Raw genomic sequence first — 15,901 nt, 5'->3', positions numbered from 1 at the left:
TTACCCGGCGAACATGGCCGGTCGAAATCAGAGGATGCAGCCGAATGTCTGTCAATGGAAAGATCGCGATCATAACCGGCGCGGGCGGCGGGCTTGGCCGTGCGCACGCCTTTTTCCTGGCGCGGCAAGGCGCCAGGGTGGTGGTCAACGATCTGTCGCATGAGGCAGCGGATCGCGTCGCCGCGGAAATCGTGGCGGCGGGTTACGAAGCCATTGCCATCGCCGCATCGGTGACCGACGAGGCCGCCATTGCCGAACTGACCGCGCGGACAATGCAGCGCTGGGGTCGCGTCGACATTCTGGTCAACAACGCCGGGATCTTGCGCGACAAAAGCTTCGCGAAAATGAGCCTCGACGATTTCCGCCTGGTGGTCGACGTTCACCTGATGGGTGCGGTGATCTGCACCAAGGCGGTATGGGACATCATGCGCGAACAGCGCTACGGCCGGGTCGTGATGACCACGTCGTCGTCCGGGCTCTACGGCAATTTCGGCCAGGCCAACTACGGCGCCGCCAAGATGGCGCTGGTCGGGCTGATGCAGACCCTGGCGATAGAGGGCGACAAATACGGCATCCGGGTCAACTGCCTGGCTCCAACCGCCGCGACGCAGATGACCGATGGCCTGCTGTCGGAAGGACACCTGAACTTGCTCGATCCGGCGCTGGTCAGTCCGGGACTGCTCGCGCTCGTCGGCGAGGGCGCGCCCACCCGCGCGATCCTTTGCGCCGGCGCGGGTCATTTCGCCCGGGCAGGCGTGGTCCTTACGCAAGGCCTCTATATCGGCGGGGGCGAAGACGCGGGCGAACGGGTCGTCCAGGAATGGGATGCGATATCAGAACGCGACCGTGAGGTCGTACCGGACTACGGCTTCACCCAGGCCGAGCGCGAACTTGCCAGCGCCGAGACGGCCGCCACGGCAGCGGGGATGTATCGCTGATGCGCGACGCGGTGATCGTATCGACGGCGCGGACGCCGATTGGTCGCGCCTATCGCGGCGCGTTGAACCACACACCATCGCCGACGCTTGCGGCGCATGCCCTCACCGCGGCCGTCGAACGCGCCGGCGTTGCGCCTGCGGAGATCGAGGACTGCCTGCTTGGCTCCTCCTTGCCGCAAGGGGTGCAGCAGTCGGTCGGCCGTATGGCGGCATTGCGCGCGGGTTTCCCGGTAACGGTGCCAGGCATGACCCTCGACCGGCAATGTTCATCCGGACTGATGACCATAGCGACCGCTGCAAAGCAGATCATCGTCGACCGGATGGATATCGTCGTTGCGGGCGGGGTAGAGTCGATTTCGCTGGTCCAGACGCCCGAATTGCGGATCACGCCCGACCCTATGCTCACCGCCATGCATCCCGACGCGTACATGCCGATGATCGAGACCGCGGAGGTAGTCGCGCGGCGCTACGGCATCGCACGCGAGACATGCGACGCCTATGCACTCAGTTCGCAACAACGCACCGCTGAAGCTCAGCGCGCCGGGCGTTTCGATGCCGAGATCGTGCCGATGAGGACGACGATGAAACGCGTCGACAAAGCGACCAAGGACATCACCTTTCACGAAGTCATCCTCGATCGCGACGAGGGAGCAAGGCCCGACACCACGCTCGAAGGACTAAGCGCGCTGGCGACAGTGATTCCAGGCGGCACGGTCACGGCCGGGAATGCCAGTCAGCTTTCCGATGGCGCCTCGGCCTGCGTTGTGATGGAAGCGCGCCTCGCGGAGCGACGCGGTCTGAACCCGCTCGGCCGCTATGTCGGTATGGCTGTGGCCGGCACGAAGCCGGATGAAATGGGCATTGGTCCAGTCTTCGCCGTGCCGCGCCTGCTTGAGCGCTTCGAACTCTCTCCGGAAGACATTGGTCTTTGGGAGATCAATGAGGCTTTCGCCGTCCAGGTTCTGTATTGCCGCGACCGGCTCGGCATCCCTGCTGAACGGCTCAACGTCAACGGCGGCGCGATTTCAATCGGCCATCCCTATGGCATGTCGGGAGCAAGAATGGTTGGCCACGCCCTCCTGGAAGGCAAACGACGAGGCGTGCGTTATATCGTTGTCACCATGTGCGTGGGCGGGGGCATGGGCGCGGCAGGGCTCTTCGAAGTACTGTAACGTCGCGGACTCCTAAGAAGTTGAACCTTAACCCGCCAACTGTCTCAGTTCGCACGCCGCATTCAAATTATTGCCGTCGCGGGCACGTCGGGGTTCGTCGCGTCTATCACGATCCTTCCGTCCCAGTCGGGGACTTCCACCAGCGCTACGGCGAGCTCGGACCATGGCACGGCGAGCACGACGATCTCCTCTTGCGCCACCTCGAACAGGCTCGCCGCGACGACGAGGTCGGCGAGTTGCCGGGCGAAGTCCTCGAGGCTTTGCTTTCCTCGCTTGTTGCTGATGACCGCCACCATGCCGGCCCGAACGGCGAGCCGAGCGAGAGCCGATCCCTGATCAGGCAGGTCAGCTATACCACGTGGATGTGTCTGATCGGCTTGCCTGGTACGATGGCTTGAGCCGCGGTCGCTATACCTTGTGCATCGATGCCGTAGTGGCGATAGAGGTCCGCGATCGTGCCCGTCTGCCCGAAATGCTCGACGCCCAGCGAACGGGTTCGGTGACCATGAACCGAGCCCAGCCACGCCAGCGTTGCCGGATGACCGTCAATCACGGTGACAAGGCCGCAATGTCCCGGCACAGGTGCCAGCAAACGTTCAACGTGACTCTGTGCGTGGATCAATCCGCGCTCGCGGGCGCGTTGAGCCGCTGTCCAGCCCGCATTCAGTCGATCGGCCGAGGTGACAGCGAGGAGGCCGACGTCCCGCCGGTCCTCGGCGATCAACCCGACAGCTTCGATCGCTTCAGGCGCCACGGCGCCGGAATAGATTATGACCGCCTGCGCATTGGGCCCAGGCCTGCGCATCCAATAACCGCCATTGACGATGGCTTCGGCAAGTTCACCATCGATCTCGCGCTTGGGTTGCTCGATCGACCGTGTCGATAGCCTGAGGTAGACGGACCCGCCAACGGCATCCCGCAACCATGTCACAGCGTCTGGCTCGCTGTCCCCGGATCGCTGCATGTAATCGAACGAGAAACGCAGGATCGTAGCGAGTTCATCGACAAAGGCTGGCTCGAAACTGGCCAAGCCGTCCTGCGCCATGCCGATCAGGGGTGTTGCGATGGATTGATGCGCGCCACCCTCTGGTGCAAGCGTCACGCCCGAAGGGGTCGCCGCCACGATGAAGCGGGCATCCTGGTAACAGGCATAGTTGAGAGCGTCGAGACCGCGCTCGATAAACGGATCATAGAGCGTGCCTACCGGCAGCAGCCGCTCGCCGAAAATAGAGTGGGACAGTCCCAAGGCGGACAGCATGATGAACAGGTTCATCTCGGCGATGCCAAGTTCCATGTGTTGGCCCTTGGGCGAAAATTCCCAGTTGAAGGTGGACGGTATCCGTTCCTTCCTGAAGAGATCGACCATTTCCTCGCGTGCAAACAGCCCACGGCGATTTACCCATGCACCGAGATTGGTGGATACGGTGACGTCCGGTGACGTGGTGACGATGCGGCTGGCAAGATCTGTATCGCTCTTGGCAATCTCGTGCATCAGCAGTCCGAAGCCCTGTTGTGTGGACATGGACGGCTGCGACGGCGCTGGCAACTTCTCCGGAACGGCAACCTTGGCCGCCTGAAAGCGACGGGTTCCGCGGCTGTTGAACGGCGCCGTTTCTATGAATTCGACCAGATCTCTTTTCGGCAATGACAAGCCTTCGAACGGTTCCCACTCACGGCCAGGTGTCACGCCGAGGCTGGCGCGCAATCCTTCGACCTGCGTCGCCGTCATGAGGCCGGCGTGGTTGTCCTTGTGGCCGGCGAGCGGAAGCCCGAATCCCTTGATCGTGTACGCGATGAAGCACACCGGCCGGTCATGCGTTCGTGCTTCCTCGAAAGCGTCGAGCAATGCCGGCAGATCATGTCCGCCCAGATTGGCCATGAGCTGGGCCAGTTCTTCGTCCGAACGGCTTTCGATCAGTTTCGATACCGGGCCTTGATCCCCGATATCATCCAGAAGCCGCTTCCTCCAGGATGCGCCACCCTGGAATGTCAGCGCGGAATAGAGCTGGTTTGGGCATGTATCGACCCAGTGTCGGAGCGCCTCGCCGCCGGGTTCGGCGAACGCGGCATCGAGCAGCCTGCCGTATTTGAGAATGACGACGTCCCACCCGAAATTCCCGAAAAGGGATTCGAATCGTTCCCACAGACCTTCACGGACGACGGCATCGAGACTCTGGCGGTTGTAGTCGACGATCCACCACGTGTTGCGGAGCCCATGCTTCCATCCTTCAAGGAGCGCCTCGAAGATGTTGCCTTCGTCCATCTCGGCGTCGCCGATAAGCGCCACCATCTTTCCATCGGGTAGATCCGCTGCCATGCCCTTCGCGTGCAGATAGTCCTGTACCAGCGATGAAAACAGCGTCTGTGCGACGCCCAAACCGACAGAGCCGGTGGAGAAGTCGACGTCATCAATGTCTTTGGTGCGGGATGGGTAGGACTGTGCTCCCTTGTACGCGCGAAAGGCCTCGAGTTTCTCGCGGGTCTGGTTGCCGAACAGATATTGGATAGCGTGGAAGACGGGACTTGCATGGGGCTTCACGGCGACCCTGTCTTCGGGGCGCAAAATCGCGAAATACAGCGCCGTCATGATCGTCGCCAAGGACGCGGACGAAGCCTGGTGGCCACCGACCTTGAGCCCGTCATCGCTCGAGCGAAGGTGGTTGGCGTTATGGATCGTCCACGTCGCCAGCCACAGGACCTTCTTCTCCAATTCCGTCAGGAATTCCAAGCGCCGTTTGTCCATGGCCCCTCGCTTTCGAATGCACATAAGCTACTGGACGACATGAGCAGAGTGTGACCAAATATGGTCGGACGCTTTGGTAAAATTGGCTGGTTGAGCGAATTTACATTCGAAAAATGGCAGAATATGTCAAAAGCAGAAATTGACGAAATCGACCGAAAAATCCTTGGAGTTCTCCAATCCGATGCTCATGCGACAAGCGAAAAGCTAAGCGAGATTGTGGGACTATCGCCGTCACCATGCGCGCGCCGGGTTCGTAACCTCGAGGCCTCGGGTGTGATCAAGAGCTATGTGGCGGTTGTCGATCAGGTGAAAGTTGGGCTGCCGATCAGCGTGTTCGCATCGATAAAACTTGAAAGGCAAAGGGAAGAGGAACTGGATCGGTTCGCAAAGGCCGTCATGCGTTGGCCAGAGATTGTCGAGTGCTATCTCATGACCGGGCAGCGAGACTATCTGCTCCGGATCGTTGTGAAGGATCTCGAGGCCTACGAGAGCTTTCTCAAGCAAAAGCTGACACGCTTGGAGGGAGTTGCGTCAATCGAGTCGAGCTTTGCGCTAGGGCAGGTGAAACACTCCCAGGCGCTTCCCATAAGCGAACACGGATAAATTCAAAATCAAATGTTGCTGCGCTTTCCTTCCATCAGGTCGAGGATGGCGCGCGCTGCATCCAGCACATTGGTGCCTGGACCAAACACGGCCGCGACCCCGTGGTCGAACAAATACTGATAATCCTGACGCGGCACGACCCCGCCGCAGACGACGATGATGTTCTGCGCGCCCTTTTGCTTCAGCAGTTCGACAAGCTGCGGCAGCAGCGTCTTGTGGCCGGCCGCCAGCGAAGACACGCCGACGACATGCACCTTCGAGGTCATGGCCAGGTCGGCCGCCTCGCCCGGCGTCTGGAACAGGGGCCCGGTGACGACCTCGAAGCCGATATCGCCGAAGGCCGAGGCGATGATTTTCGCGCCACGATCATGGCCATCCTGGCCGAGCTTCGCGACCATGATCCTCGGCCTTGAGCCGAGCGAGGCCGAGACTTCCTGCAGGCGCGCAATCAGCGTGGTGAATTCCGGTTCGCCGGCATAGGACGGGCCGTAGACGCCGCGCACGACCTTGGGCGTCGCCGCATGGTCGCCAAAAGCCCCGCGCAAGACATCGGAAATCTCGCCCACCGTTGCACGAGCACGCACCGCTTCCACCGCGGCTTCAAGCATGTTGCCCTTGCCGGTGACGGCGACCTCCTCCAGCTGGGCGAGCGCCGCTTCGACCCGGATGGAATCTCGCTGCCGGCGAACCCGGTCCAGGCGCTTCACCTGCGCCCCGCGCACCGCCTTGTTGTCGATGTCGAGGACGTCGATCTTGTCCTCGTTGTCGAGCCGGTACCGATTGACGCCAACGATCACCTCATCGCCGCGGTCGACCGCCGCCTGCCTGCGTGTCGCCGCTTCTTCGATCAAGCGCTTGGGCAATCCCTCGATGACAGCATTAGTCATACCGCCCTTCGCTTCGATCTCCTCGATCAGCTTCCATGCCGCGTCGGCGAGCTCTTTGGTCAGGTTCTCTACATAGTAGGAGCCGGCGAGTGGATCGACGACCTTGGTGACGCCCGTCTCGTGCTGAAGGATCAGCTGCGTGTTGCGCGCGATGCGGGCCGAGAATTCGGTCGGCAGGGCGATCGCCTCGTCGAAGGAATTGGTATGCAGGCTCTGCGTGCCGCCAAGCACTGCGCTCATCGCCTCGAAAGCGGTGCGTACGATGTTGTTGTAAGGATCTTGCTCCTGCAGCGACACGCCAGATGTCTGACAGTGCGTGCGCAGCATGAGCGAAGAGGCTTTCCTCGGCTGGAATTCCTCCATGATGCGTGTCCACAACAATCGGGCCGCCCGCAACTTGGCCGCCTCCATGAAGAAGTTCATGCCGATCGCGAAGAAGAAGGACAGCCGGCCGGCGAAGTCGTCGACGTCGAGGCCCTTCTTCAGCGCCGCCCGGACATATTCTCGCCCGTCGGCGAGCGTGAAGGCCAACTCCTGTACCAGCGTCGCTCCTGCCTCCTGCATGTGATAGCCGGAGATCGAAATCGAGTTGAACTTAGGCATCTCCTTCGCCGTGTATTCGATGATGTCGGCGACGATCCGCATCGAGGGCTCCGGCGGATAGATGTAGGTGTTGCGGACCATGAACTCCTTGAGGATGTCGTTCTGGATGGTGCCCGAAAGCAGCCCTCGCGGCACGCCCTGTTCCTCGCCCGCGACAATGAAGCTGGCCAGGATCGGGATCACCGCGCCGTTCATGGTCATCGACACCGACACCTTGTCGAGCGGGATTCCGTCGAACAGGATCTTCATGTCTTCGACGGAATCGATGGCAACGCCCGCCTTGCCGACATCGCCCTCGACACGCGGGTGATCGCTGTCATAGCCGCGGTGGGTGGCAAGGTCGAAGGCCACCGACACGCCTTGCTGGCCGGCGGCGAGCACCTTGCGATAGAAGGCGTTGGAGGCCTCCGCCGTCGAGAAGCCCGCATATTGCCGGATGGTCCACGGACGACCGGCATACATGGTTGCGCGCGGCCCGCGCAGGAACGGTTTATGCCCCGGCAAGCCGCCGAGATAGTCGTTCCCCTCAAGATCCTGTGCTGTGTAGAGAGGCTTGACGTCGATGCCTTCCGGTGTGCGCCAGACAAGCGTGTCCGGGCCGGCCTTGACTTCCCTCCCGGCGAGGGCGCGCCACTGTTCCAGCTCGTCCGCCATCATTCGAACTCCATGATGAGTTCGTCGACGGCGAGGCTGGCGCCGGCTCTTGTCGCGAGCGCCTTCACCACCGCCCGACGCTCGGCACGCAGCACGTTCTCCATCTTCATGGCCTCGACAGTCGCCAGCGTCTGCCCGGCCTCGACCGTATCGCCCACCTGCACGGCGAGCGAGGTGATGATGCCGGGCATGGGGCACAGCAGCATCTTCGACGTGTCGGGCGGCGTTTTCACCGGCATCAGCCGGGCAAGCTCGGCCACGCGGGGCGAGCGCACGAATGCGGTGACGTCGATGCCCCGCCAGCGCAGGCGCAGGCCGGAGCCGTTGAGCGACACCTTCACGCCCGCCGCTTTGCCGTCCACGACGAAGGTTGCGTGGCTGTCGCCCGGCAGCCAGTCGCTGGACACCGCGAGGCCCGGCCCATCGGCAAAGGCGATGACGTCGCTGGCTTCATCCTGAACCATGACGAGCGCGAATTCACGATCGGCCACCGTCGCAACCCAGTCCTTGCCGATGCTGCGCGGATGGTTGGCAAGCGCACCCGAAATCTGCGCCGACCGGCGAGCGATCCTCGCATTGATGAAGGCGGCAACGGCCGCCAGCAGACGCGCCTGGGTATCGTTCGGCTCGACGCCTTGAAAACCGTCCGGGAACTCTTCCGCGATGTAGGCCGTGGTCAGCCGGCCCTCGCGGAAGCGCGGCTGCGCCATCACCGCCGACAGGAACGGCAGGTTGTGACCAATACCTTCCACTTCGAAGTCGTCGAGCGCGCGCGCCATTGCATCGATCGCCCCGCTACGCTCCGGCGCCCAGGCGCAGAGCTTGGCGATCATCGGATCGTAGTACATCGAGATCTCGCCGCCCTCGAACACGCCGGTGTCGTTGCGCACGACCGTGCCGTCCTCGCGCCGCCCTTCGACCGGCGGCCGGTAGCGGGTCAGGCGCCCGATGGAGGGCAGGAAATTACGATACGGATCCTCGGCATAGAGCCGGCTTTCGATCGCCCAGCCGTCGAGCTTCACGTCGTCCTGGCCAAAGCGCAGCCTTTCGCCGGCGGCGATGCGTATCATCTCTTCCACCAGATCGAGGCCGGTCACCAGCTCCGTCACGGGATGCTCGACCTGAAGGCGGGTGTTCATCTCGAGGAAATAGAAGTTCTTCTTGCCGTCGACGATGAACTCGACCGTACCGGCCGAGAAATAGCCGACCTCGCGCGCCAGCGCGACGGCCTGCTCGCCCATGGCCTTGCGGGTGGCTTTGTCGAGGAACGGCGACGGTGCTTCCTCGATGACCTTCTGGTTGCGCCGCTGGATCGAGCATTCGCGCTCGCCCAGATAGACGATGTTGCGGTGCTGGTCGCCCAGCACCTGGATCTCGATATGACGCGGCTCGGTGACGAACTTTTCGATAAAGATACGGTCGTCGCCGAAGGAGGCCTTGGCCTCGTTCCTTGATGACTGGAACCCCTCACGCGCCTCGCGGTCATTCCAGGCAATGCGCATGCCCTTGCCGCCGCCGCCGGCGGACGCCTTGATCATCACCGGATAGCCGATCAATGCTGCGATGCGCACGGCTTCGTCCGCATCCTCGATCAGGTCCATATGACCGGGCACGGTGGAAACGCCGGCCGCGGCGGCGATGCGCTTGGAGGTGATCTTGTCACCCATCGCCTCGATCGCCACCACCGGCGGGCCGATGAAGGTTATGCCGGCGTCATTGAGGGCTCCGGCGAAATTGGCGTTTTCCGACAGGAAGCCATAGCCTGGATGCACCGCATCGGCACCCACGGCCTTCGCCGCGTCCACGACCTTGGCGATAGCGATGTAGGATTGGCTCGACGGCGATGGCCCGATGTGGACCGCCTCATCGGCCATCTTCACATGCAGCGCGTCGCGATCGGCATCCGAATAGACCGCCACTGTCGCTATGCCGAGCTTGCGGGCCGTGTGGATGACACGGCAGGCGATCTCGCCCCGATTGGCAATGAGGATTTTCCTGAACATTATCGCTTGACCACAAACATTTCCGACTCCCCTTCGCGTATCCATTTCAGCGCCGAACGCTCCAATGTCCTGGGCACGTCGATCACGCACAGGCACCAGTCCATCTCGCCTTGGTGATCCACCCATTCGAGCAGTCCTTCGGCGCCAAGCCGGGCGGCCAGCTGCCGCGGGGTCGAACAGAGAATTCCGTCAATTTGGACCTGCGTGCACATGGGCCCTCACAGCGGCATGGTGTCGTGCTTCTTCCAGCGCGGCTCGAGGTTCTTGCCGCGCAGTGCCGCGAAGGCGCGCGCGATCCGCTTGCGCGATGAATGCGGCATGATCACCTCGTCGATGAAGCCGCGCTCGGCGGCGACGAAGGGATTGGCGAAGCGAGCTTCGTAGTCCTTGGTGCGCGCGGCAATCTTGTCCTTGTCGCCGAGTTCGGAACGGTAGAGGATTTCGGTCGCGCCCTTGGCGCCCATCACCGCGATCTCGGCCGTCGGCCAGGCATAGTTGACGTCCGCGCCGATGTGCTTCGAAGCCATGACGTCATAGGCTCCGCCATAGGCTTTGCGCGTGATCAACGTCACCATCGGCACCGTCGCCTGGCTGTAGGCGAATAACAGCTTCGCGCCATGCTTGATGACGCCGCCATATTCCTGCGCCGTGCCGGGCAGGAAACCGGGGACGTCGACCAGAGTCAGGATCGGAATCGAGAAAGCATCGCAGAAGCGGACGAACCGCGCCGCCTTGCGTGAGGAGTCTATGTCCAGGCAGCCCGCCAGCACCATCGGCTGGTTGGCGACAACACCGACCGTCTGGCCCTCGATGCGCAGGAAGCCGGTGAGGATGTTCCTGGCGAAGGCTTCCTGGATCTCGAAGAAATCGCCCTCGTCGGCGATGGCCAGGATCAGCTCGCGCATGTCGTAGGGCTTGGCGGCGCTGTCCGGCACCAGCGTGTCGAGCCGCATTTCGAGCCGTGACGGATCGTCGTGGAAGGGGCGGACCGGAGGCCTTTCGCGATTGTTGAGCGGCAGGAAGTCGAACAGGGCGCGAACCCGCTCCAGCGTCTCGATGTCGTTGTCATAGGCGCCGTCGGCAACCGACGATCTGGTTGTGTGCGTGCGCGCGCCGCCCAGCTCTTCGGCGGTGACAACCTCGTTGGTGACAGTCTTCACCACGTCAGGGCCGGTGACGAACATGTACGAGGAGTCGCGGACCATGAAGATGAAATCGGTCATGGCCGGCGAATAGACCGCGCCGCCCGCGCAAGGGCCCATGATCACCGAGATCTGCGGCACGACGCCGGAGGCATCGACATTGCGCTTGAACACGTCGGCATAACCGGCGAGCGAAGCGACACCCTCCTGGATGCGCGCGCCGCCGCTGTCGTTGAGCCCGATCACCGGCGCGCCGTTGCGCACCGCCATGTCCATGATCTTGCAGATCTTCTGCGCGTGGGTCTCCGACAGCGAGCCGCCAAGGACTGTAAAATCCTGGGAGAAGACATAGACCAGCCGGCCGTTGATGGTGCCCCAACCGGTGACGACGCCGTCGCCCGCCACCTTCTGGCCGGCCATGCCGAAATCGACCGCACGATGGGTGACATACATGTCGTATTCTTCGAACGACCCCTCATCGAGGAGAACGTCGAGGCGTTCGCGCGCCGTCAGCTTGCCCTTGGCATGCTGCGCATCGATGCGCTTCTGCCCACCGCCGAGACGGGCCTCGCCGCGGCGCGCTTCAAGCTGTTCGAGAACGGCGCGCATCAACGGCAGTCCCGCGCGTCGAGCCATTTCCAGGCGGCGGGAAAGACCAGCGCCGCCAGCAGTGCCTTGACGATATCGCCGGGGATGAACGGGATGAGGCCATACTGCAGAACTGGCTTGTCGAAGCCGATGACGCTGCCGAGCCAGAGCAGCCCCGGCGCGTAGATGACAGCGGCGGCCAGCAGGGCCGCGGCCGTGGCGTAAAGTGGATTGCGATCCCAGCCGCGCACAGCAAGCCAACCGGCAACAAGAACCGATGGCAAATAGCCCAGGAGGTAGCCTCCCGTCGGCCCCATCATGTAGGCAAGGCCGATACCCTTTTCTGGCGTGCCGGCGAAGACAGGAAACCCCGCGGCACCTTCTGCCAGATAAAGCGCAATGGTAGCGAGGCCGCGTACCGGTCCAAGAGCCAATCCCAGGCCAATGACGACGAAGGTCTGCATGGTGATCGGTACTGGGTAGAAAGGCACCGCGATCTTGGCCGAGATCGCCACCAGCAGCGAGGCTGCCACCACTGTGGCGACATCGACCCAGTGGTTTGTTGTGCCCAACCGCCCGGCAATGGCGTTGTAGATTGTCATTCGTTTCTCCTGTCCGTGCACAGAACCCTGCTGCCTGGGTCTTAGGTGACGGGCCCGAATGAGAAAACGTTTGAACAGGTAGGCAGGCATAATATAGAAAATTGCAAAATGCATTTTGCAAAGTTGCGAACATGGCCACAGGCAAGCTCTTCATCGGCAGAAAAGTCCGCGAGCTGCGTGAAAGCAGCAAAGCGACCCAGGCGGCCTTCGCCGAGCGCATCGGCATCTCGACCAGCTACCTCAATCAGATAGAAAACAATCAGCGCCCGGTTTCGGCCTCGGTGCTCCTGTCGCTTGCCGAGCACTTCAAGATCGATATCGGATCGATGTCTGGAAGCGACAGCGATCGCCTGCTCTCCGCGCTCAGCGAGGCGCTTGCCGATCCGGTTTTCGATGCTTATTCGCCAAGCCTGCAGGAACTGAAACTCGTCACACAAAATGCGCCAGGATTTGCCCACGCGCTGATAGCCAGCCACCAAGCCTATCGCCGCAACAGCGAGCAGCTTGCAAGCTTCGACGATCAGATGGTTCGGACCAATACCTTGAGCGATCCAACACCATACGAAGAAGTCCGCGACTTCTTCCACTTCGTCGACAACTACATTTCTGACCTCGATCTGGCAGCCGAACGGCTGGCGACGAGCCTTGGGATCCCGGATCGCGATACCGGACTTGTCCTGTCCAACCACCTGGAGAGCCGGCACGGTGTGCGCATACTGCGCGCGGAACCCGGCGAGGATATCCTGCGCCGATATCATGGCGCCTCCCGCGCCCTCTTCCTCAATCCCTATTCGCCGGCGTCGACACGAACGTTCCAGATGGCGTTCCAGATAGCCGTCTTGGAATTGGACGCAGAGATCGAAGCCATTATCCAGCGGGCGAACTTCCGCACACAGGAATCCGCGGAGATCTGCAAGATAGGTCTGCGCAATTATTTTGCCGGAGCACTGATGCTGCCCTATCAGCATTTTCTGGCGGGAGCGAAAGAACTCCGCCACGACCTCGAATTGATGGCGGCGCGTTTCGGTGCGAGCCTTGAACAGATCGCCCATCGTCTTTCGACCTTGCAGCGGCCGGGGCTAAAGGGGGTACCCGTATTCTTCGCCCGCATTGACCGGGCCGGCAACATCACCAAGCGTCACAGCGCGGCAAAACTTCAGTTCGCTCGCTTTGGGGCAGCATGTCCGCTCTGGAATGCACATCAGGCCTTCGAAACGCCGGGCCGCGTCATCCGCCAACTTGCCGAGACGCCCGATGGCGTGCGCTATCTGAGCGTCGCCACGGAAATCGCAAAGGGCGGCGGCGGTTTCAATGCGCCGCACCGGCGCTATGCCATCGCTTTGGGCTGTGAGGTCACTTATGCGGCCGACTTCGTCTATGCCGACGGTCTTGACCTTACCAGCCGCACAGCTTTCGATCCGATCGGCATATCATGCCGGATTTGCGAACGCGTAAATTGCTTCCAGCGCGCCGTCCCACCGCTCAAGAGCCGGCTAATGGTGGACCACAACCGACGCGCAACGTTGCCGTATACGATTTCTTGAAGGCGGCTTACAATCTGACCAAAGTCGTTCGGTCGAAATCTTTCGAGGGCTTGCCCGCCGGATAGGGCCTCATCAAGCATAGTGGATTGCGTGCGGACGACAGGTGCGGATATCGACGGTCTCAGAGCGACGGAAGAACGCTTCGGATGTGATTGGCAAATGCGTCGACCGCAGGCGACCGTTCAGTGTCGGCAAAGGCGATCAAAACGCCAAGGCGGGGCAATTGGGGAAGGGGGGCGTTCAGAACATGGAGGTCGGATGGGACCGCCTCCTCGGTCATCACGCTTATGGCAAGACCAGACCGTGCGACGGCAATCAATCCGGCAAGACTGTTGCTTGCATATGATATTTTGTATTGCAGCCTGGCGGTGGCCATGGCGTCGCATGCGGCTCTGTGGTCCATGGCGTTCGATGCCGGCAGAGCCAGAGGCACGACGTCGCCGAACTCGTGAAGCGCCAGGGTCGGTTTGCTGCCCACCCACACCAGCCCTTCCGTGCGGACGATATCCTCAGAACTGTTTGCATTCGGGGTCGAGACAAGCGCCAGGTCGATCTGGCGCGAGTGCAGGAGCGTGCGCAGTTCAACGGTGGGCGCGGAAACGACCTTGATCTCGATATCGGGGTAGAGGCTTCCGAAACTTTTCAGGAGCGTGGGAAAGAACGCGCTCAGGTAATCCTCGGGGCTGCCGAACGTCATCGAACCGTGCAGACCCTTGTCCGAGAACGCCGAAATCGCTTCGTCATGAATCTTGAGGATGCGTTCGGCATAGACCAGGAAGCGTTCTCCATTGCCGTTCAGCCGGACCCCGCTGCCACTTCGATGAAACAAACTCCGGCCAAGAGCGTCTTCCAGCCGCTGGATCTGCATGGTCACGGCGGATTGCGTGCGCCCGACCTGCACGGCCGTCGCGCTGAGCGTGCCCGAATGGGCGGCACGGACGAACGTTGCCAGCAGCCGGAGATCAAGTGGAGCGTGCATATCAATTCCGTTGATATCTGAATCCGATTACTATCAATTTTACTGCATCCGCGCCAACCGCTAATTGTCCTGTTGAACGCTTCAGCGGGGCTGTGAGATGTCAAAGAACTTGGATCGCGGGTTTTGGGCTTCGGCGCAGAAGCACCTCATACGCTATGGGGGCACGTTCGAACCCGCCATCATCGAGCGCGCCGCGGGCTCATTCGTCTATGATGCGGACGACAGGCCCATCCTCGACTTCACGTCCGGGCAGATGAGCGCGCTGCTCGGACATGCCCACCCCAGGATTGTTTCGACGGTCAGCCGGCAGGTCGAGAAGGTTGCGCACCTGTTCAGCGGCATGCTGTCCCGTCCCGTGGTCGAGCTTGCCGAGCGTCTTGCGGCGCTCGCGCCCGGCCTCGACAGGACCTTGCTGCTTTCGACGGGCGCGGAGTCGAATGAAGCAGCCATCCGGATGGCGAAGCTGGTGACCGGCAAGCACGAGATCGTTGCCTTCTCGAAAAGCTGGCACGGCATGACGGGAGCGGCGGCATCGGCGACGTACAGCGCCGGTCGCAAAGGCTATGGGCCTGCCGCTGTCGGGTCGCTGGCCATCCCGGCGCCCAACAGTTTCCGCCCGCGCTTCAAGCATGCCGACGGGTCGCTCGACTGGCGCACGGAACTGGACGACGCGTTCAATCTGGTCGACAGCCAGTCGACAGGCAACCTCGCGGCCTTTATCGCCGAACCGATCCTCTCAAGCGGCGGTATGCTGGAGCTGCCGATCGGCTATCTGGCGGCGCTCAAGCAGAAATGCCGCGAACGCGGAATGCTGCTTATCCTGGATGAGGCGCAGACCGGCATTGGCCGCACCGGCGATATGTTCGCCTTTCAAAGGGACGGCGTCACGCCGGACATACTGACCCTGTCCAAGACCCTCGGCGCGGGCCTTCCCCTGGCCGCGGTGATGACAACAGCCGAGATTGAAGAGGCGGCGCACGAGAAGGGTTTCTTGTTCTACACGACGCATGTTTCCGACCCCCTGCCGGCAGCCGTGGGCCTCGCCGTGCTCGACGTGGTCGAGGAAGAAAAGCTGGTCGAGCGGGCGCGGCATCTGGGCGCGAGATTGTTCGACGGACTGTCAGGACTGAAGCAGCGATACGAATGCGTCGGCGACGTGCGTGGCCGTGGCCTTATGCTTGGCGTCGAGATCGTCAAGAACGGCGAGCGCAGGGATCCGGACCACGAGCTTGGCGCGAGGATCGCGGCGGAAGCATTCCGGCGCGGCCTGAGCATGAACATCGTCAAGCTTCCAGGGATGGGCGGCGTGTTTCGCATAGCCCCGCCGCTGACGATCTCCGAGGAGGAACTGGACCTCGGCCTGGGGATCATTTCCGACTCGATCGAATCCGGGCTTGCCGAGACCGCGGGCCTTTCCGGCATCGCGGCGGAGTGAAGGCGCAA

General features: G+C 62.1%; 13 protein-coding genes. 5 read left to right on the top strand and 8 right to left on the bottom strand.

Annotated features, from left to right (window positions below):
- Positions 1–44: 44 nt before the first annotated feature.
- Together MesoLj_RS31885 and MesoLj_RS31880 are read left to right on the top strand one after the other, a co-directional pair.
- Positions 45–938 carry an SDR family NAD(P)-dependent oxidoreductase gene (locus MesoLj_RS31885; protein WP_202323816.1) on the top strand — a complete coding sequence of 298 codons (894 nt, stop codon included), beginning with the start codon at positions 45–47 and terminating at the stop codon, positions 936–938.
- The gene (locus MesoLj_RS31880) at positions 938–2,110 is read left to right on the top strand and encodes an acetyl-CoA C-acyltransferase (protein WP_202323815.1); all 1,173 of its coding nucleotides are present in this window, start codon (positions 938–940) and stop codon (positions 2,108–2,110) included. The genes MesoLj_RS31885 and MesoLj_RS31880 overlap by 1 nt, the downstream gene beginning before the upstream one ends.
- Positions 2,111–2,172: 62 nt before the next feature.
- Here MesoLj_RS31880 and MesoLj_RS31875 read toward each other — a convergent pair whose 3' ends face one another.
- Both MesoLj_RS31875 and MesoLj_RS31870 read right to left on the bottom strand, forming a co-directional pair.
- A complete protein-coding gene (locus MesoLj_RS31875; protein WP_202327624.1) occupies positions 2,173–2,406 on the bottom strand; it encodes an NAD(P)-binding domain-containing protein in 234 nt (77 codons plus the stop codon).
- Positions 2,407–2,459: 53 nt separating this feature from the next.
- The gene (locus tag MesoLj_RS31870) at positions 2,460–4,853 is read right to left on the bottom strand and encodes a transketolase (RefSeq protein WP_202323814.1); all 2,394 of its coding nucleotides are present in this window, start codon (positions 4,851–4,853) and stop codon (positions 2,460–2,462) included.
- Positions 4,854–4,976: 123 nt separating this feature from the next.
- Between MesoLj_RS31870 and MesoLj_RS31865 the strand changes: the two genes are divergently transcribed.
- Positions 4,977–5,456, top strand: a complete 480-nt coding sequence (locus MesoLj_RS31865) for an Lrp/AsnC family transcriptional regulator (protein ID WP_140775224.1) — start codon at positions 4,977–4,979, stop codon at positions 5,454–5,456.
- Between the two features lie 8 nt (positions 5,457–5,464).
- Here MesoLj_RS31865 and scpA read toward each other — a convergent pair whose 3' ends face one another.
- The 5 genes from scpA to MesoLj_RS31840 are packed head-to-tail and all read right to left on the bottom strand — an operon-like array spanning position 5,465 to position 11,935.
- Entirely contained in the window at positions 5,465–7,600 is a 2,136-nt protein-coding gene (gene scpA, locus MesoLj_RS31860; protein WP_202323813.1) for a methylmalonyl-CoA mutase, read from the bottom strand.
- Positions 7,600–9,603, bottom strand: a complete 2,004-nt coding sequence (locus MesoLj_RS31855) for an acetyl-CoA carboxylase biotin carboxylase subunit (RefSeq protein WP_202323812.1) — start codon at positions 9,601–9,603, stop codon at positions 7,600–7,602. Before MesoLj_RS31855 ends, scpA begins: the two co-directional genes overlap by 1 nt.
- Positions 9,603–9,815: a hypothetical protein gene (locus MesoLj_RS31850; RefSeq protein WP_202323811.1), complete on the bottom strand. Its 213-nt coding sequence runs from the start codon at positions 9,813–9,815 to the stop codon at positions 9,603–9,605. The genes MesoLj_RS31855 and MesoLj_RS31850 overlap by 1 nt, the downstream gene beginning before the upstream one ends.
- Positions 9,816–9,821: 6 nt before the next feature.
- Positions 9,822–11,354 (bottom strand): acyl-CoA carboxylase subunit beta, encoded by a 1,533-nt coding sequence (locus MesoLj_RS31845; protein WP_140774967.1) that lies wholly within the window; start codon positions 11,352–11,354, stop codon positions 9,822–9,824.
- Complete coding sequence (locus tag MesoLj_RS31840; RefSeq protein ID WP_202323810.1) at positions 11,354–11,935, bottom strand: biotin transporter BioY; 582 nt, start codon at positions 11,933–11,935, stop codon at positions 11,354–11,356. The genes MesoLj_RS31845 and MesoLj_RS31840 overlap by 1 nt, the downstream gene beginning before the upstream one ends.
- Before the next feature lie 131 nt (positions 11,936–12,066).
- Here MesoLj_RS31840 and MesoLj_RS31835 point away from each other — a divergent pair, with 131 nt between their 5' ends.
- Positions 12,067–13,479: a helix-turn-helix domain-containing protein gene (locus MesoLj_RS31835; RefSeq protein ID WP_202323809.1), complete on the top strand. Its 1,413-nt coding sequence runs from the start codon at positions 12,067–12,069 to the stop codon at positions 13,477–13,479.
- 121 nt (positions 13,480–13,600) lie between these two features.
- On the opposite strand, the gene MesoLj_RS31830 is transcribed toward MesoLj_RS31835, so the two are convergent.
- Positions 13,601–14,458, bottom strand: a complete 858-nt coding sequence (locus tag MesoLj_RS31830) for a LysR family transcriptional regulator (protein WP_202323808.1) — start codon at positions 14,456–14,458, stop codon at positions 13,601–13,603.
- 97 nt (positions 14,459–14,555) lie between these two features.
- On the opposite strand from MesoLj_RS31830, the gene MesoLj_RS31825 reads away from it, so the two are divergent.
- Complete coding sequence (locus MesoLj_RS31825; protein WP_202323807.1) at positions 14,556–15,893, top strand: aspartate aminotransferase family protein; 1,338 nt, start codon at positions 14,556–14,558, stop codon at positions 15,891–15,893.
- Positions 15,894–15,901 lie beyond the last annotated feature (8 nt).

Origin of the sequence: Mesorhizobium sp. 113-3-9, from assembly GCF_016756515.1 — a bacterium.
GTDB lineage: Bacteria > Pseudomonadota > Alphaproteobacteria > Rhizobiales > Rhizobiaceae > Mesorhizobium.
Note: the sequence above shows the minus strand (reverse complement) of the source record. Positions and strands in the feature narration are given on the sequence as shown.

Coding starts and splice junctions, on each gene's coding strand:
- MesoLj_RS31850 (WP_202323811.1), bottom strand. CDS start 9,815: ATGTGCACGCAGGTCCAAATTGACGGAATTCTCTGTTCGACCCCGCGG.
- scpA (WP_202323813.1), bottom strand. CDS start 7,600: ATGGCGGACGAGCTGGAACAGTGGCGCGCCCTCGCCGGGAGGGAAGTC.
- MesoLj_RS31825 (WP_202323807.1), top strand. CDS start 14,556: ATGTCAAAGAACTTGGATCGCGGGTTTTGGGCTTCGGCGCAGAAGCAC.
- MesoLj_RS31845 (WP_140774967.1), bottom strand. CDS start 11,354: ATGCGCGCCGTTCTCGAACAGCTTGAAGCGCGCCGCGGCGAGGCCCGT.
- MesoLj_RS31830 (WP_202323808.1), bottom strand. CDS start 14,458: ATGCACGCTCCACTTGATCTCCGGCTGCTGGCAACGTTCGTCCGTGCC.
- MesoLj_RS31865 (WP_140775224.1), top strand. CDS start 4,977: ATGTCAAAAGCAGAAATTGACGAAATCGACCGAAAAATCCTTGGAGTT.
- MesoLj_RS31870 (WP_202323814.1), bottom strand. CDS start 4,853: ATGGACAAACGGCGCTTGGAATTCCTGACGGAATTGGAGAAGAAGGTC.
- MesoLj_RS31875 (WP_202327624.1), bottom strand. CDS start 2,406: ATGGTGGCGGTCATCAGCAACAAGCGAGGAAAGCAAAGCCTCGAGGAC.
- MesoLj_RS31885 (WP_202323816.1), top strand. CDS start 45: ATGTCTGTCAATGGAAAGATCGCGATCATAACCGGCGCGGGCGGCGGG.
- MesoLj_RS31880 (WP_202323815.1), top strand. CDS start 938: ATGCGCGACGCGGTGATCGTATCGACGGCGCGGACGCCGATTGGTCGC.
- MesoLj_RS31835 (WP_202323809.1), top strand. CDS start 12,067: ATGGCCACAGGCAAGCTCTTCATCGGCAGAAAAGTCCGCGAGCTGCGT.
- MesoLj_RS31840 (WP_202323810.1), bottom strand. CDS start 11,935: ATGACAATCTACAACGCCATTGCCGGGCGGTTGGGCACAACAAACCAC.
- MesoLj_RS31855 (WP_202323812.1), bottom strand. CDS start 9,603: ATGTTCAGGAAAATCCTCATTGCCAATCGGGGCGAGATCGCCTGCCGT.